This is a genomic window from Amycolatopsis umgeniensis, assembly GCF_014205155.1.
In the GTDB taxonomy this organism is placed as follows: Bacteria; Actinomycetota; Actinomycetes; order Mycobacteriales; family Pseudonocardiaceae; genus Amycolatopsis; species Amycolatopsis umgeniensis.
In genome coordinates, this window is record NZ_JACHMX010000001.1 from 567,910 (window position 1) to 586,091 (window position 18,182).

The window sequence follows — 18,182 nt, forward strand, 5'->3', positions numbered from 1 at the left end:
AAACGCGAGGGGTCAGGACAAGCCGAGGCGGTCCGGGCGGCTGTACACGTTCATCGACGTGCCGCGCAGGAACCCCACCAGCGTCAGCCCCATCTCCGCGGCGAGGTCCACCGCCAGCGAAGACGGCGCGGAAACCGCCGCCAGGAGCGGAATCCCGGCCATGACCGCCTTCTGCACCAGCTCGAACGAGGCCCTCCCGCTGACCATCAGCACGGTCCCGGACAGCGGCAGTTTCCCTTCGCGGGCCGCCCAGCCGACCACCTTGTCGACGGCGTTATGCCTCCCGACATCCTCCCGAAGGCACAACAGTTCCCCTTCGGCGCTGAAGAGTCCTGCCGCGTGGAGACCGCCGGTGCGGTCGAACACCAGTTGGGCCGTCCGGAGCTTGTCCGGCAGTTCGGCCACTGTGGACGGTGAGATCACCAGGTCGTCGCCGTCCACCGGCCAGGTCGCGGTGGTCCGCACGGCGTCAAGGCTCGCCTTGCCGCACAGACCGCACGAGGACGTCGTGTAGAAATTGCGCTCCAGCGAAGCGTCAGGCGGGGCGACACCGTCAGCGAGGACGACGTCCAGCACGTTGTAGGTGTTGGAGCCGTCGGCGGTCGCCCCCGCGCAGTAGCGGATCGAGTGGATGTCCTTGCTCGAACGGGAAACCCCTTCGCCGACGAGAAACCCGGCGGCGAGGTCGAAGTCGTGCCCGGGAGTGCGCATCGTGATCGTGAGCGGCTTCCCGCCGACGCGGATCTCCAAGGGCTCTTCGACGGTCAGTGTGTCCGGGCGGGCGCCGGACACACCTTCGACGACGCGGACCACCCGCCGTCTGCTCGTCACGCGACCCATCAGCGGACCGCCGGCAACAGCGACTTCGGCCGTCCCGGCTGGGAAAGCCGTCCGCCGAGCAGCGCGCCGAGCACGCTGAGCGCCCCCGCCACCGCGAACGCGCCGAGGTAACCGTGCGTGGACACGACGAACGCGGCCAGGCCGACTCCGAGCAGCGCCCCGACGGCCTTGGCGCTGTAGAGCACTCCGAAGTTCTGCAGCGCCGACTCCTCGCCGAAGTAGTCGCGGACCAGCGACACCAGGAGCGAGTAACAACTTCCGTTCCCGAGCCCGGCCAGCGCGGCGCCGGCGATGAGTCCCACCGCGTGATCGCCCGAATAGAGCAGGACGAACTGGGCGATCCCGCCCGTCGCCAACGCCAGCCGCAGGATGCGACGCCTGCCGAGCCGGTCCGAGAGCCCGCCGAGCAGGACCCGTCCGGCACCGGTCACCCCGGCGAGCACCGCGAGCGCGACGGCGGCGAGTACCGGGCCGCCTCCTTGTGCGGCCACGAAAGTCGCGAGATAGGCGACGTCGAAGAGCAGGACCGCACCGGCCAGCACGACGATGAGGTACATCGCCAGCGCGGCGGGACAGCGGAGCACCTCCCCCGGCCGGTACTCGCGCAAAGCGGGCCGGTTCACCGCGACGCCGCGGTTGCGCACCTTGTCCGCCGCCCACGCACGCGGGTCCGGCCGGTCCGGCCACCAGCGGTGCGGCGGATCGCGCAGCAGGACCGCGGTGCCCGCGATCATCATGAGCACCACCACCGCGACGACGTCCAGCAGCGGCCCGCGGTTGGCCTCCGTCAGCCAGAAACCCGCCGCCAGCAAGAAAAGCACGCTGCCGTAGGCGAAAGCACCACTGACCGCGCCCACCCGCGCCGGGACACGGTCGGGGAACCAGTTCATCACCGTGCCGACACACGTCGCGTAGACGACGCCGGTCCCGATCCCGCCGAGCACCGAGTAGCCGATGAACATCGCGACCAGATTGTTCGCGTGACCCAAGGTGAACATCCCGGCTGAACAGAGCACCCCGCCGGCGATCACCGCCACGGCGGGCGGGAACAACCCGCGCTCGCGCAGCAACGCGGCCGGGTACACCGCGCAGGCCTGGCACACCGTCCAGAGCGCGAACGAGACGACCACTTCGGGGAACGTCCAGCCGTAGGTCGTCATCAAGACCGGTGCGACCACACCGAAGCCGTACTGCTGGATCCCGGCGGCGAACATCGCGGCCCAACTGAGCCACGACATCCACGACCTCGGCTTGCCGAGCAGGTCCACGTCGCTTTCACCGACGCGATACCGGCGTCCGTAGTGGTCTCGCAGGATTCGAGGATCGGGCATGGGTCCCACCCCGCTCACGGCAGATTGTATACAGTATGTAGTTTGGTTATAGCATCCGGCCCACCGGAAGTCCACGAATGATCAGGCGAGACCCAGTGCGGGCAGGCATTCCCGAACGCCGGTCAGTTCGATGTCGTCGCGTCGGGCTCGCTCCCAGGCTTCCCGGGTCAGCCGCCAGCACTGGATCCGCGCCACCTCGCCGCGGCGGGTGTCCCAAGTGGTGCCGTTCCGCTCGTAACCCAACGCGGCGGACACCCGGTTGGACGCGTGGTTGTCGGTGAAGGCGTCGCTCGTGGCCTCTTTGGCCCCCAGCCCGGCGAAGGCCAGATGCAGGATGGCCGCGCGCATCTCCGCCCCGATCCCGCGCCCGCGCTGTCCCGGCGCCAGCCATGAGAAGGAGGTGACCGTCCCGAACTTCGTGAAATCGGATCCGATCAGATCCTGCATCCCGATCGGCTCGCCATCCCGCAGCACGACGAAGTACAGCCGCCAGAACTCCTCGTTGACGCGAGCACGTCCGGCCCAGATACCCCGCAACCAGCGCCACTCGCGATCGGGACTGTCCAGGTACAGCGACATCGGGTCGTCGAACGGCCATGGCGCGGTATCGGCGACCCCGGCACGGACGATCGGGACCAGCCGCTCCAGCAACTCATCCGTCGCCCCGGCCAAGGTCAGCCGCGGCGTCCGCACCTCGAGGTTCAGCGGAGGATACGTGTGAATCACCCCGAAACCGTAGGCGGACGGGAACGGCGGGCGCACGTGAATTATTGTCGTGCCCCCTCGCTACCGTCGGCCGCCATGGACACCACTCCATTCCGATCCCGGGTCCCGGAGGCCGACAGGCGTCCCGGCCGCCTACTTGCGCGAACTGTGCTCGTACTGGGCGGAGACCTACGACTGGCGGGCCGCCGAGTCCCGGCTCAACGCGATCCCCCAGTTCAAGACCGAGATCGACGGGCTCGGCATCCACTACCTGCACGCCCGCTCCCCGCATCCCGGCGCGCTGCCGCTGATCCTCAGCCACGGCTGGCCGGGTTCGGTCTTCGAATTCCTCGACGTGCTCGGCCCACTCACCGATCCGGTCGCCCACGGAGGCGACGCCGCGGACGCCTTCCACGTCGTCGTCCCTTCCCTTCCCGGGTACGGCTTCAGCGACAAACCCGCGCGAGCGGGCTTGGTCGATCCAGCGCATCGCCGACGCGTGGATCCGTCTCATGGACGGCCTCGGCTACGAACGCTACGGCGCCCAAGGCGGCGATTGGGGCACCAGCATCACCACGCTCATGGCGCGGACGGCTCCCGAACGCCTGGCCGGGATCCACCTCAACCCACCGTTGGCGGCACCCGATCCGGCGACGTTCGGCGACCTCACCGAAGCCGAACGGAAGTCGCTCGACGATCTCGAGCGCGCCAAGGCGGATGGTTCGGGCTACGCGATCCAGCAGACGACGAGGCCGCAGACGATCGGCTACGCGCTGGCCGACTCACCGGTCGCGCTGTGCGCGTGGATCGTCGAGAAGTTCCAAGCCTGGACGGATTGCGACGGCCATCCCGAAAACGCCCTGAGCCGGGACGCGATGCTCGACGACATCACGCTCTACTGGCTGACAGGCACCGGCGCCTCGTCGGCCCGGTTGTACTGGGAGAGCTTCGCCGAGGTGTCGAGCTGGTTCTCGGACTCCACTGTGGACACCATCGCCGTACCGGCAGGCTGTTCGATCTTCCCGCGCGAAACCCCGCGCCCCTCCCGCCGCTGGGCCGAACGCCGGTTCACCGACATCCGGTACTGGAACGAACTGGTGCGGGGTGGCCACTTCGCGGCCTTCGAACAGCCCGGCGTGTTCACCGAGGAGGTGCGATCGTTCTTCCGGCTCGTGCGGTGACGGCTTGACTGTGACACCGTGTCAGGCTGTCCGCTGGGAGGCGTCATGTTCAGTATCGGAGACTTCGCCAAACACGGCCGGGTGTCGGTCCGGATGCTGCGTCACTACGACGCCATCGGGCTGCTGCGGCCCGCCCACGTCGACCCGTTCAGCGGCTATCGGTCTTACTCGGGCGAGCAGCTGGCCCGGCTCAACCGAGTGATCGCGCTCAAGGATCTCGGCTTCACGCTCACCCAGGTGCAGGAGATCCTCGACGCGGAGATCAGCGCGGACGAGTTGCGCGGGATGCTGCGGCTACGGCGCACCGAGCTCGAGGCTGCCATCTCGGCCGACCAGGCGCGGCTCATGGCCGTCGAGGCGAGGCTCCGGTCGATCGAAAGCGAGGGAACCATGCCTTCCGAAGACGTCGTCGTCAAAAGCCTGCCCGCGGTCCGTGTCGCCGAACTGACCGGCACGGCCAGCGGCTACGTGAACGAGGAGATCGGGCCGGTCGTGCAGGGACTGTACAAGGACCTGTTCGGGGCGCTCGGCCCGATCACGCCGTCGGGACCGCTCATCGCCTACTACGAGGACGACGCCGACGGCGAGCGAGTGCTGATCCACGCCGCCGTCCCGATCTCGGCCGAAACCAACGGCACCGATGGATTCTCGACGGTGAGCCTCGCCGAGGTACCGTCCGCCGCGACGATCCTGCACCGGGGAGCGATGGAGACAGTGCTCTCCAGCTACCAGGCGCTGGCGAAGTGGGTCGACGCGCACGGGTACCGCGCGAGCGGCCCGGCGCGGGAGTACTACCTCGACTGCCCGGCCGACGGGGACAAGTGGGTCACCGAACTGCAGCAGCCGATCACCAAGGCCTGAGGCCAAACCCACATCGCCACTCATCGACACCGCCGTTTTCTCCGGCGGACGACGGTGTTGCGAAAGCCTCGTTCGCAACGTTGAAGGTTGCGAACGAGGCTTTCGCAATACCCGCCCTGAGGCCGACACGAGCACGACGTGCCCTTCTCCTCAATAGGTACCTACGGCGATGAGTCGGCGCGGCCATCCAGGAAGTCGGCCACGGCGGCCCGGAACTCCTCCGGCGCCTCCAGCCACGGCACGTGGCCGACACCGGGCAGCCGCACCCTGGTCACCGACGGCAGCGCGTGCTCCAGCGAGTCGACGGCCCACCGCGGCCGGTTGTCCGCCAACCCGTCCACGATCAGCGTCGGCACCCGCAGGGACCGGCAAGCCGAGATCAGCTCCTCCTCCGGCCTCGCCCGCATTTCCTCGCTCAGCAAGGCATTCGCCTCGTAGTTGAGCGGGAACCAGGGCGTCGCCATCGCTTCGGCCCGCCGGCTTCCCTCCGCCACGAAATCGGCCGTCCATTGCAGCACCGCGAGTTCGCGCTCCTCGGCCTCGTCGCGCTCCATCGCGCGGAGCTCGGCCCATCGCGGATGCCGGTCGCCCAGCACCCGCTCGAAGTTCCGCTCGAACTCCGCGTGCCAGTCGTGGCCGAGGCCGACGCCCGACACGTAGACGAGCGCGCTCACCCGCTCCGGACGCGCGAGGGCGTAGAGAAGACCGAGGTGCGCGCCCCACGAATGGCCGAGCACCGGGACACGGTCGAGTCCGTGCCACTCACGGACGGCGTCGACGTCGGCCACCATCCGGTCGAGCGTGTACGGGCCGCGCGGTTCCGAGCGACCGGCGCCGCGCTGGTCCCATCGGAGCAGCCGGAACCGCGGGCCGAGGTCGAGCGTGCCGAACATGTCCCACAGGCCGGGGCCGCCGTGGCAGCACAGGATCGGTTCGCCCCGGCCGCTCGCCGAGGTCCACAGCTCGCGGCCGTCGTCGGTGATCACCCCGCGATTATCCGGTAGGCGCGACCGCCGCCGTTGACTATCTTCCGCGACATGACGACGTACACGCCGCCGCAGCGGACGGCCACGCTCACGGACGCGCCCGCCATCGCGGCGCTGATGCGGGCCTCGGTGCTGGAGTTGTTCCCCCGGTTCTACGACGAACGGCAGACCGCGAGCGCGGCGGAGCACATCGCGCATCTCGATCTGCGGTTGCTCGAGGACGGCACCTACTTCGTGCACGAGGCAGACGGCGAGATCGTCGCCTGCGGGGGTTGGAGCAGGCGCAACAAGACGCACGCCGGCGCCGGGGACGCGGCCGACGACGACCGTCCGCTCGATCCGGCCACCGAACCCGCGCGGGTGCGCGCCATGTTCGTCCGCGGCGACTGGACCCGGCGCGGGCTCGGACGCGCGATCCTCGAGTCGTGCCGTCTCGCCGCGAAGGCCGAGGGGTTCACCTCGCTCACGCTGACCGCGACCATGCCCGGCGTCCCGCTGTACCTGTCGTTCGGCTTCACCGAAGTCGAGCGGGTGACGGTGACGACGCCCGACGGCGTCGAGATCCCGGGCGCCGTGATGGCCCGGGGCGTCGAAAAGCCGGATAGCATCGCGACATGATCTCCGGGGCTACCGCATTCTCGTTCGTCTTGGTCTGCCTGCTCGGGGCGATGGCCCCCGGCCCGGATTTCCTGGTGGTGACCCGCAGCGCGATCCTCGGCGGGCGGAAGGCCGGGATCGCCGCCGGAGCGGGCATCGCGATCGGCGTCTTCGTCTGGGTGGTCGCGATAGCGCTCGGTGTCGCGGCGATCCTCACCGTGTCGGCGATCGCCTTCACCGTGGTGAAACTGGTCGGCGCCGCATACCTGATCTTCCTCGGTGTCAAGGCGTGGCTGGCGGTGCGCCGCGGCGACTACAGCGAACTCAAGGACAAGGTGACACCCGTCGTCTCGCCCAAGGAGGCGTTCCGCCAGGGCTTGTTCACCAACCTGCTCAACCCGAAGGTCGCTGTCTTCTTCCTCGCGCTGATCCCCCAGTTCCTCCCGCATTCGGCCTCGACAGCGCAGACCCTGCAGCTGGCGGTGCTGGCCACGACGGTGGCCGTGGTGTGGACTTTCACCCTGGCGACGCTGGTCGGCTCACTCCGGCGGTTCTTCGGCTCCGGCCGGGTGCGGCGCGCGATGGACGCGGTGATGGGCACCTTCCTCGTCGGGCTCGGCATCAAGGTCGCCGTCCAGAACTGAGCGAAGGTGCCCATCACGCGATGTCAACCGAGCGATTCGGCGGCGAGGCGCGTGCCTTCGACGCGGGCGGCGATCTTGGCGAACGCGATCTCCCGTGACGTCGAAGTGTCGTCCGCGAACGGCGAGAACCCGCAGTCGTCACAGGTGCCCAGGCGGTCCGGCGGGATGAACCGCGCGGCCCGGAGCACCCGGTCCCGGACCTCCTCGGCGGTTTCGACCCGCGGGTCGATCGGGTCGGTGACGCCGACGAAGACCCGCTGCTCCGGCCCCGCGTGCTCGGCGATCACCCGCAGCGCCCGCTCCGGATCGCTCTCACTGGCCAGCTGGACGTAGACGTTGCCCACCTTGAGCTGGAACAACGTCGGCAGCAGCCCCGCGTAGTCGACGTCCAGGCTGTGCACCGAGTCCTGGTCGCCACCGGGGCAGGTGTGCACGCCGATCTTCTTCCGCTCCTCCGCCGAGAACCGGTCCAGCACGGCGTTGTTCAGGTCCACAAAGGACTGCAGCAGCCCGCCCGACGGGTCGAGCTTCAGCGACAACCTGCCCTCGGTGAAGTCGATCTGAACACTGTCCGCACCCGCCTCGAGGCTACTGCGGATATCGGCCTCCGCCTCATTCACCAAGTCGGCGATGAACTGCTCTTTGTCATATCCGGCCAATCCTTCACCGGGATAGACGAGACTGATCGCCGAAGCCGCGATCACCGCTTGCTTCACCGGTTTGGTGGCGTGTTTCTTGGCCTCGCGCAGATAAGAGTCGGCGTAGGTCTGATAACGGAACGGTCCGGCGGTGAGCCTGGGAAGCTGCCGGGTGTGCCCGTCGGCGAACGGGATGACGACGCCGTCCGGCGCCAGCGAAGTGAGGCCCGCCAACGGGTACGTGGCGAAGCTCGGCTTGCCCTGTTCGCCGTCGGTGATGACCGGCGAACCCGTCTCCTCCAAGCGTTTGACGGTGTCCACGAGGGCTTTTTCCCGCAACTCGCCGAGCCCGTCGGCATCGAGCCGCCCGGCCGCGTGCTCCCCGAGCGCCTCGACGAGATAACCGGGACGGGGAATGCTGCCGATCGGTTCGGTGGGTATGGTCATCGCGCGTGTCCTCCCAGGTGGAGCAGCCGCGGCCGCTTTGGCCACGATCGCAAAAACTACCGATCTCCCCCCTCTTTGACGATCTTTCCGCGTGCCGTGACCACCAATGGCGCAACCATTCAGTCCATAAAGGATGTCCCGTTCGCCGAGACGTATAGGTCGTTATACGAAAGTCGGTGAAATTCGATGCTTATCCGGTCCCGTTCCTGGGTATTCCGTGGTAGTCGACCGGCCGGGGCGCGCCGAAGGAGAACCGAGATGCTGAGCCATCACGATCGGCAAGAGCTGGACAAGATCGAGCGCTGGTTCGAGCTGACCGAGCCGGCGCTGGCCGCCCGGCTCCGCTCCGGCAGGCCCGCACGGCCCCCGCTGCGCCGGCTGGCGGTCATCCTGAGCCTCGACATCACCGCGGGGCTTTTCATGTTGCTGGGCATGGTGACGAACAGCCCGGCCCTCCTCCTGGTCGGGATGATCACCGTGACGACGGCGGTGATCGTGCACCTGTCCCGATTCGGGCGCGGCTGATCGTCTTCCCCCTTCGCCGGTAGAGTCCGGGCGATACGTCCGGTTCACTGGGAGGAAGACCCATGCGTTTCATGATCATCATCAAGGCGGACGAGGATTCCGAAGCCGGGAAGATGCCGCCGATGGAGGCCTTGACCGCCATGGCGAAGTTCAACCAGGACATGCTCGACGCCGGGGTACTGGTGGGCGGCGAAGGGCTGCAGGAAAGCTCGAAGGGCGCAAGGGTCACGCTCGGCTCCGGCGGTTCCACGGTCACCGACGGCCCGTTCACCGAAGCCAAGGAACTCGTCGGCGGTTTCTGGATCGTCGACGTCCCGTCGCGCGCCGAAGCGATCGAGTGGGCGAAGCGTTGTCCGACTCCCCCGCACGGCGAAACCATCCTCGAGGTCCGCAAGATCCTCGAAGCCGAGGACTTCGGTGAGAACTTCACACCGGAGCTGCAGGAGAACGAGCAGCGGATGCGCGACGAGGTCGCCGAACGGGCCTAAAGTCCCCGTATGGCCGTCCGGGAGTGGGTACTTCACGTCGACCTCGACCAGTTCATCGCGGCGGTCGAGGTCTCCCGGCGGCCTGAGCTGCGCGGCAAGCCCGTGGTCGTCGGTGGCACGGGCGATCCGACCGAAAGAGCCGTGGTGGCGACGGCGTCGTACGAAGCCCGGGAGTTCGGCGTCCAGTCCGGGATGCCGTTGCGAACCGCCGCGAAACGCTGCCCCGACGCGGTCTTCCTGGCCACGGACGCACCCGCGTACCAGGCGGTCTCCGATCGGGTGATGGCGACGCTCCGTGAGTTCCCGGTGATCGTCGAGGTGCTCGGCTGGGACGAGGCGTTCCTCGGTGTCACCACCGACGATCCCGAAGCACTCGCCGCCGACATCCGGCGAGTGGTGACCGAGGAGACCGGGCTGTCCTGTTCGGTGGGCATCGGGGACAACAAGCTGCGCGCCAAACTCGCCACCGGATTCGCCAAACCGGCCGGGATCTTCCGTCTCGTCCAGGAGAACTGGTGGGACGTCATGGCCGAGAAGCCGACGGACGCGCTTTGGGGCATCGGCGCCAAGACCACGAAGAAACTCGCCGAGGCCGGCTATCGCACCGTGCTGGAGCTGGCGGGCGCGGATCCGGCGGGCCTCGCCGCGCGGTTCGGCCCGAAGCTCGGCCCGTGGTACCGGATCCTCGCCGGGGGAATCGGCGACGCCGAGGTCACCGCGACACCGTACGTGGCGAAATCGCGCAGCCGTGAGACCACGTTCCAGGAGAACCTGACCGACCCCGGGATCATGGCCGCCGAGATCGTCGCGCTGGCGAAACGCGTTTCACAGGACGTCGCCGAAGAAGGCAGGCCAGCCGCCCGGGTCGCGGTCAAGGTCCGGTTCGCGCCGTTCCTGACCCACACCCACAGCGTGACCTTGCCCGCGCCGACAGCGGACCCCGCCGAGATCGAGAAGGCGGCGCTGGCCGTGCTCGACCTGTTCGACCTCGGCAGACCGGTCCGCCTGCTGGGTGTCCGCGCCGAATTCCCGTCACCTTGACAGCGCTCGCGACGCTTTGCCATCCTGGTTTCGGGCCGAGAGGCGCTGCGACGGAATTCTTCCGCCACGCTCGGCCCGCTGCGACAGACGTAAGGGCGCCTCCCACTGCGGAGGTGCCTTTCTTGCGTCAAAACCCTTTTCCGGCCGTCGTCGAGGCCGTGCGCTGAACCCCCGCACTGACCCCGTTCTTCCCGCCACCGGCGAGAAGAACCGCTCCACCCTGCCTTCCTGATGAATGGAGAACCAGTGAGCCCCACCCTGTCCAAGGTCAACGGGATCGAATTCGCCGTCGCCGACCTCTCCCTCGCCGAGGCGGGCCGCAAGCAGCTGCGGCTCGCCGAGGTCGAGATGCCCGGCTTGATGGCGCTGCGCCGTGAATACGCCGACTCGCAGCCGCTCAAGGGCGCGCGGGTCGCGGGTTCGCTGCACATGACCGTCCAGACCGCCGTGCTGATCGAGACGCTCGTCGCACTGGGCGCCGAAGTGCGCTGGGTGTCCTGCAACATCTTCTCCACGCAGGACGAGGCGGCCGCGGCCGTCGTCGTCGGCCCCAACGGTACGGTCGACGCGCCTTCGGGCTCGGCGGTGTTCGCATGGAAGGGCGAGACGCTCGCCGAGTACTGGTGGTGCACCGACCAGCTCTTCGACTTCGGCGGCGGCCTCGTCCCGAACATGGTCCTCGACGACGGTGGCGACGCGACCCTGCTGATCCACAAGGGCGTCGAGTTCGAGGCGGCGGGCGCGGTGCCGCAGGCGACCGAGGAGGACGGCGAGGAGTACGGACTCGTGCTGGAGACCCTGCGCCAGAGCCTGGCCAAGGAGACCGGCCGGTTCACCCGTATCGCCAAGGAGGTCCGCGGGGTCACCGAGGAGACCACCAACGGCGTCAAGCGGCTCTACAAGCTCGCCAAGGAAGGCGAGCTGCTCTTCCCGGCGATGAACGTGAACGACTCGGTCACGAAGTCGAAGTTCGACAACAAGTACGGCATCCGTCACTCGCTCATCGACGGTCTCAACCGCGGCACCGACGTGATGATCGCGGGCAAGGTCGCGGTCATCTGCGGCTACGGCGACGTCGGCAAGGGCGCGGTGGAATCGCTGCGGGGCCAGGGCGCCCGCGTGGTCGTCACCGAGATCGACCCGATCTGCGCGCTGCAGGCGGCGATGGAGGGCCTCGACGTCGTGGAGCTCGACGACGTCGTCGAGCGCGGCGACATCTTCATCACCACCACCGGCAACTTCGACATCATCATGGCCGACCAGATGGCCAAGATGAAGCACAACGCGATCGTCGCGAACGTCGGGCACTTCGACAACGAGATCGACATGGCCGGACTCGCGAAGATCCCGGGCATCCAGAAGATCGAGATCAAGCCGCAGGTGCACGAGTGGGTCTTCCCCGCCACCGACGGCCGCGAGGCGCACTCGATCATCGTGCTGTCCGAGGGCAGGCTGATGAACCTCGGGAACGCGACCGGTCACCCGAGCTTCGTGATGTCGAACTCCTTCACCAACCAGACGATCGCGCAGATCGAGCTGTTCACGAAGCAGGGCGAGTACGCCACCGACGTGCACGTGCTGCCGAAGCACCTCGACGAGAAGGTGGCGCGTCTGCACCTCGACGCGCTGGGCGTCCGGCTGACGAAGCTGACCAAGCGCCAGGCCGAGTACATCGGCGTGGACGTCGAAGGTCCGTACAAGCTGGACCACTACCGCTACTGAGGTCTGCCGCCTCGACGGTTAGGGCGCGTTAAGTCCGTGAAGGCCTCCTTGAGGGACCCAGGGTCCCTCAAGGAGGCCTTCACGGACTTACGGGCCGCGGAAACCCAGCATTAGGCCGAATGCGTGAAAACTACGGCCGGATGGACCTGTTTCTCCCGGTGTGAAGCGGGAATCCCCTATGTAGCCACACCCCGGCAGCACTTCGAGCCGGGCGACTACGAAGGAGAAGGTGCCCCCGTGATCATTCTCGGCGTCATCCTGATTGTCATCGGTGTCATCGCCAGCATCCCCGTTCTGTACTCGATCGGGATCGCGCTCGCGGTCATCGGCATCATCCTGGCCGTTCTCGGGAACACCGGGAAGGCCATCGGCGGTCGCGCCCACTGGTACTGAGCACCGGACCGAAGCTGATGCCGAGCCCTCGGTATCAGCGCTGAAAGCAGACCGGGCACCCGGCGTCCCCTCACGCCGGGTGCCCGGTCTGTTTTCGTTGTCCGCTCCCCGGGTATCCACTTCGGACGAGGAGAAGGAGGGACAGCCGATGGCCGGAACCGACCCCCGCCCGTACTTGGCGGAGGCGAAGTACCCGTGCGGACGCGACGAACTCCTGCGGGCCGCCGCGGCGGCCGGAGCGGGCGACGACGTGCTCGGACCGCTGGGCGCCCTTCCCGCGAGCGACTACGCGGACGGAGACGGGGTCTGGGACGCGATGTGCGCTTGCGACGGCGCTTCGATCCATGACACCGCGAAGGAAGCACCATGACATGAAGGGGCCCCCCGGCTCCGAGGGGGAGGGAGAGCCGGAGGACCCCGTCATAGTTAACACATCTCCGGCCACGATGTACACGAATGCATACACCTTCGAGTGGCAATCGGTCCTGATCTCCCGAATCGGGCCGGACTGGTGTATTGACCGCCGGTCAAGAAGCCCGCAGCAGCACCCGGGCTGCCACCTCGGCGCAAGTGCAGCCCCCGTCGACGTCGAAACAGTCGATCGTCGGCGTGTGCCGGGCGAAGTCGAGATCGACGCAGCCGTCCTCGCTGCATTCGGTGAAACCACCGTCCAGGTGGACCACGAGGGTTCCGTGGCAGTGGTCGAGTCCGTCGGCGCAGAACGCGCACTCCATGCTCATGCCGCCTCCCGCGATCAGATCGAAGATCGCTTCGGAAAAGTTCTCCTCGGTTGCCTTACTACCACCGAGGGGCGACAGATTCCGGCACGAGCACGGCGTGTCGCGAGACCCGGTCAGGTGACACCGGGCACAACAGTCCACAAAGGATACTCAGGCGCTCTTCGGGGTTCGCTTGCCGGAGGCCGGTTTCTTGGCCGCGGTGGCCTTCTTGGCCGTCGCGGGTTTCCGGCTCTTCTTCGCCTCGCTCACGCTGGCCTGCAGAGCCTCCATGAGGTCGACGACGTCGGCCTTCGCGCCGACGGCCTTCGGTTTCGCGGTCTCGTTCCCCGCGGCCTTGGCCTCGATCATCGCTTCCAGCGCCTCGCGATAGGAGTCGGTGTACTTCTCGTGCTCGAACACCGGCTCGGAGAGCGAGTCGATCAGCGAACCCGCCATCGTCAGCTCCTGCGGCCGCACCTGCGGAGGATCGTCGTGCAGGAAACCGAAGTCCGGGACGCGCACCTCGTCGGGCCACAGCATCGTCGTCATCATCAGGACGTCGCTGTGCACCCGCAGGATCGCGAGCGTCTCCCGCTGCCGGATGGCGACCTTCGCGATCGCCACGTGGCTCGCCTTCTGCAGCGCGTCACGCAGGACCACGTACGGTTTGACGGCGTTCTTCTGCGGTTCGAGGTAGTAGGTCTTGTCGAAGTGGATCGGGTCGATGGACTCCAGCGGCACGAACTCGAGCACGTCGATCGCCCTCGACGACGCCAGAGGCAGCTCGGACATGTCCTCGTCGGTGAGCACGACCATCTCGCCGTCGGGCAGTTCGTAGCCCTTGGCGATCTCGGCGTAGGGCACTTCCTCGCCGTCGATCGTGCAGAACCGCTTGTACTGGATGCGGCCGCCGTCGGACTCGTGCACCTGGCGCAGCGAGACGTTCTTGTTCTCGGTGGCCGCGTAGAGCTGGATCGGGATGCTCACCAGCCCGAAGGACACCGAGCCCTTCCACATCGAACGCATCGCGTCGCACCTCCACCGTCGTCACCGACCGCACTCACGCTCGGTAACAACGGTAGCCCGAAACGGCGCACCGCGACAGTCCCGCGAACCCGATCGCGGGACTACCGCGATCCCCGAATCACGCTTCGGCCAGGTACTTCTCCGCTTTCGCCGGATCGAAGAACCAGTGCTGGAAGTCGGTCGGATCGGAGAACCCGTTCGCGAACCGCCGCGCCACGGCGGGGTTCTGCCCCGCCGCGCCGATGATCTGGAGGACATGCGGGGGCGGCGGCTGCAGCATGGCGTTGGTCCAGGTCGTCACGTGCTGGGCGTACTCCCAGTACTTCTCGAACGACGCGGTCATCCACTGCTCGTCGAACGGCTTGTCCCCGCGTTCGAGGATCGAGTCCAGATAGGACGCCGCGCAGTGGCTCGCGTTGTTGGAACCCTGACCGGTGATCGGGTCGTTGGCCACCACGACGTCGGCCATGCCGAGCACCAGGGTGCCCGAGGGCAGCTTGCCGACCGCGTTCCGCACGACCGGGGTGTACCCGCCGGCCAGCGTCGACTTCTCGTCGGTCAGCACGGCGTTGCGCGAGCGCTCGTACTCCCACGGGAGGAACCGCTTCATCAGCGACAGGATCCTGTCGAGATGCTGCTGCGGCGACGGCCGGTCGCCCCAGCAGTCGAGCGGGCCGCCGGGGACGCCCTCGAAGAACAGGATGTCGCAGTTCCCGCTCAGCGTGTACGCGGGGATCATGAACAGCTCCCCCACGCCGGGGATGATGTTGAACCGCACCGCCGCCTTGTCCGGATGCTCCGGCCGGGGCTCGAGGCCGTGCACGTAGGCCAGCGAAAGAGCGCGCTGGGGCTCGGTGTACGGCGAGCGCTCCGGGATCCGGTCGAACAGCTGGACCAGCTCACCCTTGCCCGCCGCGATGACGACGAGGTCGTACAGCTTCGCCAGCGGTGCCAGGTCCGAGGTGGTGACGCCGTGGATGACGACCTTGCCGCCGCGGTCCTCCACCAGCTCCAACCAGGCCGCCATCTTCACCCGCTGGTCCACCGACTGCGCGTAGTGCTCCAGCGGCGCGAACCAGTCCAGAACGCGAGCGGAATCCGGTCCGGCGATGGACACGCCGAGCCCTTCGACCCGGACGGTCTCGTCCTCCCACAGGTTCAGCTTGTGGTCCCGCTCGTGCTGCAGGGCGGAATCGAACATGCACTGGGTCGACATCACCTTGCCGGACCGGATCTCGTCCGGCGTCCGCGCCGACATCACCGTGACGTCGTAGTCGTGGTCCAGCAGGCTCAAGGCGAGTTGCAACCCCGACTGCCCGGCACCGACGATCAGAACCTTGCGCATCCTCGACATTCCTCCCGGAACTGTTCAGCTGAGTGCGAATTCACGACCGGGCCCGGAGACCACCGCGAGGGACAGCGTGTGGGACACCAGTTCCTGCAGGGTCGCGACCGTGGACTTCGGATCGCGGGCGTCGCAGGTGACCAGCGGGATGTCCGGGGACAGCGCCAGCGCGTCGCGGACCTCGTCGAGGTCGTGCACCGGCATCCCTTCGAACTGGTTGACCGCGACGATGAACGGCAGTTCGGAGTCGTTCTCGAAATAGTTGATCGCGGCGAACGACTGGTCGATCCGGCTGGTGTCGACCAGCACGACGGCGCCGAGCGCGCCGCGCGAGAGGTCGTCCCAGAGGAACCAGAACCGCGCCTGGCCGGGGGTGCCGAACAGGTACAGGAGCAGGTCTTCACGCAGGGTGATCCGGCCGAAGTCCATCGCGACCGTGGTGGTGGACTTGGTCCCGGGCGGTACGAGGTCGTCGACCCCGGCGCCCGCCTCGGTCATCCAAGCCTCGTTGCTCAGGGGCGGGACCTCGGAGACGGCGCCGACGAACGTCGTCTTGCCCACGCCGAATCCACCGGCGACGACGATCTTGGCGGAGATCGCCAAGAGGGCGGCGTCAGACCGGGAGGCGCTTGAGTCCATCGAGGATCCTCTCGAGCACGTTCGTATCGTGGTTGTAGGCGTGGGCCGTCGGGTGCACGAAGACGGCGCCCTGGGTGGCGAGGTCGCCGATGAGCACGCGGACCACGCCCAGTGGCAGATCCAGTCCCACCGAAAGCTCGGCGATCGACGAGCGTTCGCGGGCACGCTCGTACAGCGAACGCGATTCGGGCATCAGCGCCTCGGCCAGCGACGGGTCGTAGCGCGGGACCGAGATCAGGGTCTCCACCAGCAGCAGGTGGCTGCTCTTGGTGCGGCCGCCGGTCAGCGCGTACGGCCGGATTCTGCGGCTGCGCATCTTGACCGGCCGGTCCGGAGATTGGTCGCTGGACACGGTCATCCCTTCCTTCTCCGGATTCTCAGGCCTGCGGCCGTCGGGCGGTCAGGACCTGCCGGAGCCCCGCTCGCACCTCGGGGGTGAGGGCGTGACCGGCGTTGGTGATGAACTGGGTCATCTCGTAGGCGACGACCTTCATGTCGCAGTCGGGCTCGGTGAGCACGGCGAGGCCCGCTTCGGCGCCGATCCCCATGAAGAGGAAGTACCCGCGGGTGAGCCGGATGATGATCTGTTCGCAGTTGCCCTTGCCGAACAGCGCGGCGCTGTTGCCCGCGAGGCTGAGCAGGCCGCTCGAGATGGCGGCGAGTTGCTCGGCGTCGTCACTGGACACCGACTCCGACGCGGTCAAAGGGAAACCGTCGACGGACATGATCAGCGCGTGGCTGGCGCCGTGCACCTTGCGCACGAAGTCGTCGAGCAGCCACGTGAAATCCGTGGTCGCGTCCTGGGCGGTCACTGGGTGTTTCCTCCGGTCTCACGCTCGTGCCGGTCATCGAGAGCGGCACGCTCGCCGTCGCTGAAGGCATCGAGGTCGGCCAGCAGCGCCTCGTGCCCGTCCGCCGCGTCGGCGGGCGGGGTGGTCTGCGGGGCCGGTTCGTCGGGCAAAGTCCTGATACTGCGGGAAACCCGGCGTGGCAGGCCGCTCGCGGTGGTGCCGCCGTCGGCGGGCGGCGGAACGGCCGTGCGCGGACGCGGGCTGGGCTTCCGTTCCGGTTCCGGCGCCGTCGGCGGGGCCGGGCGCCGCCTCGGCAACGTGGACGTCGTCGCGGCGGGGCCGCCGAAGGCCGTTCCGTTGGTGACCCTCGTCTGCGGGAGCACCACGGTCTGCGAACCGGACCATTGCTTCTCGGCCAGTTCCGAGACCACCGGGACGGGCAGCAGCACGGTGGCGACCGTGCCGTGCGGAGTCCGGCGATCGAGTTTGACGGTGATCTCGTGCCGATCGGCGAGCCTGCCGACGACAGCGAGTCCCATGTGCCGCACCGAATCGTCGTCGAGAACCGGACCGGCGGCCAGGCGCTCGTTCAGCACCGCGAGGCGTTCCGGCGGCATGCCGATGCCCTCGTCCTCGATGCGGATCAGCACGCTCCCCTGTTCGGTGAGGTGCGCGCTGACGCTGACCGGCGAACTCGGCGAAGACTGGTTCGCCGCGTTGTCGAACAGTTCCGCGAGGATCCGGCTGACGTCCTCGGCGGCGAATCCGACGACACCGAGCGAAACGACACGGCCGATCGTGATCCGCGAGTAGTGGTCGATCGACGACATCGCGGCCCGCATCACGTCGAGCACGGACGAGATCCCGGCAGCCGTGTCGTCGGCGTCGCGGCCGGCGAGCACACGCAGGTTCTCGGCGTTGCGCCGCAAGCGGGTCGCCAGGTGGTCGAGCCGGTAGAGCTCGGCGAGCCGGTCGGAGTTCTCCTCCCCCGCCTCCATCGTCTCCAGCTGCGCGAGCAACTGGTCGAGTAGGTTGAGGTCGCGCAACGCGACATTGGAGCAGACACCGGCGAGCGCACCGGCGTCCGGCGCTTCCACGGCAGGCCGCTGCTCCACCGCCGGCTCGGCGGGTGCCCCCGCGGGGGCGTGCCGGGGCGGCGCGGCGAGGAACTGGGCCGCGGCGACCCGGGAGCGGTCCAGAAGAACCCGTGAGCGGTCAAGCAAGCCTCGAGCCCGCGTCACCATGTGCTTCCACTTCTTTCTC

Annotated in this window: 21 protein-coding genes and 1 pseudogene; 10 read left to right on the top strand and 12 right to left on the bottom strand. The window is 68.0% G+C overall.

Features of this window, described 5'->3' with window-relative positions; translation table 11 throughout:
• Nucleotides 1-12: 12 nt before the first annotated feature.
• The 3 genes from fdhD to HDA45_RS02470 all read right to left on the bottom strand — a co-directional run bounded on the left by fdhD (nucleotide 13) and on the right by HDA45_RS02470 (nucleotide 2,897).
• Nucleotides 13-840 (bottom strand): formate dehydrogenase accessory sulfurtransferase FdhD, encoded by an 828-nt coding sequence (gene fdhD / locus HDA45_RS02460; RefSeq protein ID WP_184891682.1) that lies wholly within the window; start codon nucleotides 838-840, stop codon nucleotides 13-15.
• Nucleotides 840-2,171: an OFA family MFS transporter gene (locus HDA45_RS02465; protein WP_184891683.1), complete on the bottom strand. Its 1,332-nt coding sequence runs from the start codon at nucleotides 2,169-2,171 to the stop codon at nucleotides 840-842. Before HDA45_RS02465 ends, fdhD begins: the two co-directional genes overlap by 1 nt.
• Before the next feature lie 81 nt (nucleotides 2,172-2,252).
• Nucleotides 2,253-2,897: a GNAT family N-acetyltransferase gene (locus HDA45_RS02470; RefSeq protein WP_184891684.1), complete on the bottom strand. Its 645-nt coding sequence runs from the start codon at nucleotides 2,895-2,897 to the stop codon at nucleotides 2,253-2,255.
• A 40-nt stretch (nucleotides 2,898-2,937) separates the two neighbouring features.
• Here HDA45_RS02470 and HDA45_RS02475 point away from each other — a divergent pair.
• Together HDA45_RS02475 and HDA45_RS02480 are read left to right on the top strand one after the other, a co-directional pair.
• Nucleotides 2,938-4,057, top strand: a pseudogene (locus tag HDA45_RS02475) (epoxide hydrolase family protein).
• Nucleotides 4,058-4,102: 45 nt separating this feature from the next.
• Entirely contained in the window at nucleotides 4,103-4,918 is an 816-nt protein-coding gene (locus tag HDA45_RS02480) for a MerR family transcriptional regulator (RefSeq protein ID WP_184891685.1), read from the top strand.
• A gap of 161 nt (nucleotides 4,919-5,079) precedes the next feature.
• On the opposite strand, the gene HDA45_RS02485 is transcribed toward HDA45_RS02480, so the two are convergent.
• Nucleotides 5,080-5,904, bottom strand: coding sequence for an alpha/beta fold hydrolase (locus tag HDA45_RS02485; RefSeq protein WP_184891686.1), 825 nt, complete (start codon nucleotides 5,902-5,904; stop codon nucleotides 5,080-5,082).
• 51 nt (nucleotides 5,905-5,955) lie between these two features.
• Here HDA45_RS02485 and HDA45_RS02490 point away from each other — a divergent pair, with 51 nt between their 5' ends.
• Entirely contained in the window at nucleotides 5,956-6,522 is a 567-nt protein-coding gene (locus HDA45_RS02490) for a GNAT family N-acetyltransferase (RefSeq protein ID WP_184891687.1), read from the top strand.
• On the top strand, nucleotides 6,519-7,145 hold the full coding sequence (locus tag HDA45_RS02495; protein WP_184891688.1) for a LysE family translocator: 627 nt from the start codon (nucleotides 6,519-6,521) through the stop codon (nucleotides 7,143-7,145). Before HDA45_RS02490 ends, HDA45_RS02495 begins: the two co-directional genes overlap by 4 nt.
• 23 nt (nucleotides 7,146-7,168) lie before the next feature.
• On the opposite strand, the gene HDA45_RS02500 is transcribed toward HDA45_RS02495, so the two are convergent.
• The gene (locus tag HDA45_RS02500; protein WP_184891689.1) at nucleotides 7,169-8,230 is read right to left on the bottom strand and encodes a cobalamin-independent methionine synthase II family protein; all 1,062 of its coding nucleotides are present in this window, start codon (nucleotides 8,228-8,230) and stop codon (nucleotides 7,169-7,171) included.
• 258 nt (nucleotides 8,231-8,488) lie between these two features.
• On the opposite strand from HDA45_RS02500, the gene HDA45_RS02505 reads away from it, so the two are divergent.
• From HDA45_RS02505 to HDA45_RS02530, 6 genes are all read left to right on the top strand, one after another.
• Complete coding sequence (locus HDA45_RS02505; protein ID WP_184891690.1) at nucleotides 8,489-8,755, top strand: DUF3040 domain-containing protein; 267 nt, start codon at nucleotides 8,489-8,491, stop codon at nucleotides 8,753-8,755.
• Nucleotides 8,756-8,817: 62 nt separating this feature from the next.
• Entirely contained in the window at nucleotides 8,818-9,243 is a 426-nt protein-coding gene (locus HDA45_RS02510) for a YciI family protein (RefSeq protein ID WP_184891691.1), read from the top strand.
• Between the two features lie 9 nt (nucleotides 9,244-9,252).
• Nucleotides 9,253-10,284 (top strand): DNA polymerase IV, encoded by a 1,032-nt coding sequence (locus HDA45_RS02515; protein WP_184891692.1) that lies wholly within the window; start codon nucleotides 9,253-9,255, stop codon nucleotides 10,282-10,284.
• A 246-nt stretch (nucleotides 10,285-10,530) separates the two neighbouring features.
• Complete coding sequence (ahcY, locus tag HDA45_RS02520) at nucleotides 10,531-12,006, top strand: adenosylhomocysteinase (protein WP_184891693.1); 1,476 nt, start codon at nucleotides 10,531-10,533, stop codon at nucleotides 12,004-12,006.
• A gap of 237 nt (nucleotides 12,007-12,243) precedes the next feature.
• The gene (locus HDA45_RS02525) at nucleotides 12,244-12,399 is read left to right on the top strand and encodes a DUF6131 family protein (RefSeq protein ID WP_005159014.1); all 156 of its coding nucleotides are present in this window, start codon (nucleotides 12,244-12,246) and stop codon (nucleotides 12,397-12,399) included.
• A gap of 148 nt (nucleotides 12,400-12,547) precedes the next feature.
• Nucleotides 12,548-12,769 (top strand): DUF2795 domain-containing protein, encoded by a 222-nt coding sequence (locus tag HDA45_RS02530; protein WP_184891694.1) that lies wholly within the window; start codon nucleotides 12,548-12,550, stop codon nucleotides 12,767-12,769.
• A 157-nt stretch (nucleotides 12,770-12,926) separates the two neighbouring features.
• Here HDA45_RS02530 and HDA45_RS02535 read toward each other — a convergent pair whose 3' ends face one another.
• From HDA45_RS02535 to HDA45_RS02565, 7 genes are all read right to left on the bottom strand, one after another.
• Entirely contained in the window at nucleotides 12,927-13,139 is a 213-nt protein-coding gene (locus HDA45_RS02535) for a hypothetical protein (RefSeq protein WP_184891695.1), read from the bottom strand.
• A gap of 150 nt (nucleotides 13,140-13,289) precedes the next feature.
• Entirely contained in the window at nucleotides 13,290-14,144 is an 855-nt protein-coding gene (gene ku, locus HDA45_RS02540; protein WP_184891696.1) for a non-homologous end joining protein Ku, read from the bottom strand.
• Between the two features lie 118 nt (nucleotides 14,145-14,262).
• Nucleotides 14,263-15,489 (bottom strand): styrene monooxygenase/indole monooxygenase family protein, encoded by a 1,227-nt coding sequence (locus HDA45_RS02545; RefSeq protein WP_184891697.1) that lies wholly within the window; start codon nucleotides 15,487-15,489, stop codon nucleotides 14,263-14,265.
• Between the two features lie 24 nt (nucleotides 15,490-15,513).
• Nucleotides 15,514-16,128 carry a GTP-binding protein gene (locus HDA45_RS02550; RefSeq protein ID WP_184891698.1) on the bottom strand — a complete coding sequence of 205 codons (615 nt, stop codon included), beginning with the start codon at nucleotides 16,126-16,128 and terminating at the stop codon, nucleotides 15,514-15,516.
• Complete coding sequence (locus HDA45_RS02555) at nucleotides 16,103-16,486, bottom strand: DUF742 domain-containing protein (protein WP_184891699.1); 384 nt, start codon at nucleotides 16,484-16,486, stop codon at nucleotides 16,103-16,105. The genes HDA45_RS02550 and HDA45_RS02555 overlap by 26 nt, the downstream gene beginning before the upstream one ends.
• A gap of 19 nt (nucleotides 16,487-16,505) precedes the next feature.
• On the bottom strand, nucleotides 16,506-16,940 hold the full coding sequence (locus tag HDA45_RS02560; RefSeq protein ID WP_184891700.1) for a roadblock/LC7 domain-containing protein: 435 nt from the start codon (nucleotides 16,938-16,940) through the stop codon (nucleotides 16,506-16,508).
• Nucleotides 16,937-18,163, bottom strand: coding sequence for a sensor histidine kinase (locus HDA45_RS02565; RefSeq protein ID WP_184891701.1), 1,227 nt, complete (start codon nucleotides 18,161-18,163; stop codon nucleotides 16,937-16,939). The genes HDA45_RS02560 and HDA45_RS02565 overlap by 4 nt, the downstream gene beginning before the upstream one ends.
• Nucleotides 18,164-18,182 lie beyond the last annotated feature (19 nt).

What these genes read in the sequence shown, in the direction of transcription:
- HDA45_RS02495 (WP_184891688.1), top strand. Translation starts at nt 6,519, where the DNA reads ATGATCTCCGGGGCTACCGCATTCTCGTTCGTCTTGGTCTGCCTGCTC.
- HDA45_RS02530 (WP_184891694.1), top strand. Translation starts at nt 12,548, where the DNA reads ATGGCCGGAACCGACCCCCGCCCGTACTTGGCGGAGGCGAAGTACCCG.
- HDA45_RS02480 (WP_184891685.1), top strand. Translation starts at nt 4,103, where the DNA reads ATGTTCAGTATCGGAGACTTCGCCAAACACGGCCGGGTGTCGGTCCGG.
- HDA45_RS02505 (WP_184891690.1), top strand. Translation starts at nt 8,489, where the DNA reads ATGCTGAGCCATCACGATCGGCAAGAGCTGGACAAGATCGAGCGCTGG.
- HDA45_RS02545 (WP_184891697.1), bottom strand. Translation starts at nt 15,489, where the DNA reads ATGCGCAAGGTTCTGATCGTCGGTGCCGGGCAGTCGGGGTTGCAACTC.
- ku (WP_184891696.1), bottom strand. Translation starts at nt 14,144, where the DNA reads ATGCGTTCGATGTGGAAGGGCTCGGTGTCCTTCGGGCTGGTGAGCATC.
- HDA45_RS02510 (WP_184891691.1), top strand. Translation starts at nt 8,818, where the DNA reads ATGCGTTTCATGATCATCATCAAGGCGGACGAGGATTCCGAAGCCGGG.
- HDA45_RS02535 (WP_184891695.1), bottom strand. Translation starts at nt 13,139, where the DNA reads ATGAGCATGGAGTGCGCGTTCTGCGCCGACGGACTCGACCACTGCCAC.
- HDA45_RS02490 (WP_184891687.1), top strand. Translation starts at nt 5,956, where the DNA reads ATGACGACGTACACGCCGCCGCAGCGGACGGCCACGCTCACGGACGCG.
- HDA45_RS02565 (WP_184891701.1), bottom strand. Translation starts at nt 18,163, where the DNA reads ATGGTGACGCGGGCTCGAGGCTTGCTTGACCGCTCACGGGTTCTTCTG.
- HDA45_RS02465 (WP_184891683.1), bottom strand. Translation starts at nt 2,171, where the DNA reads ATGCCCGATCCTCGAATCCTGCGAGACCACTACGGACGCCGGTATCGC.
- HDA45_RS02555 (WP_184891699.1), bottom strand. Translation starts at nt 16,486, where the DNA reads ATGACCGTGTCCAGCGACCAATCTCCGGACCGGCCGGTCAAGATGCGC.
- HDA45_RS02500 (WP_184891689.1), bottom strand. Translation starts at nt 8,230, where the DNA reads ATGACCATACCCACCGAACCGATCGGCAGCATTCCCCGTCCCGGTTAT.
- HDA45_RS02550 (WP_184891698.1), bottom strand. Translation starts at nt 16,128, where the DNA reads ATGGACTCAAGCGCCTCCCGGTCTGACGCCGCCCTCTTGGCGATCTCC.
- HDA45_RS02515 (WP_184891692.1), top strand. Translation starts at nt 9,253, where the DNA reads ATGGCCGTCCGGGAGTGGGTACTTCACGTCGACCTCGACCAGTTCATC.
- fdhD (WP_184891682.1), bottom strand. Translation starts at nt 840, where the DNA reads ATGGGTCGCGTGACGAGCAGACGGCGGGTGGTCCGCGTCGTCGAAGGT.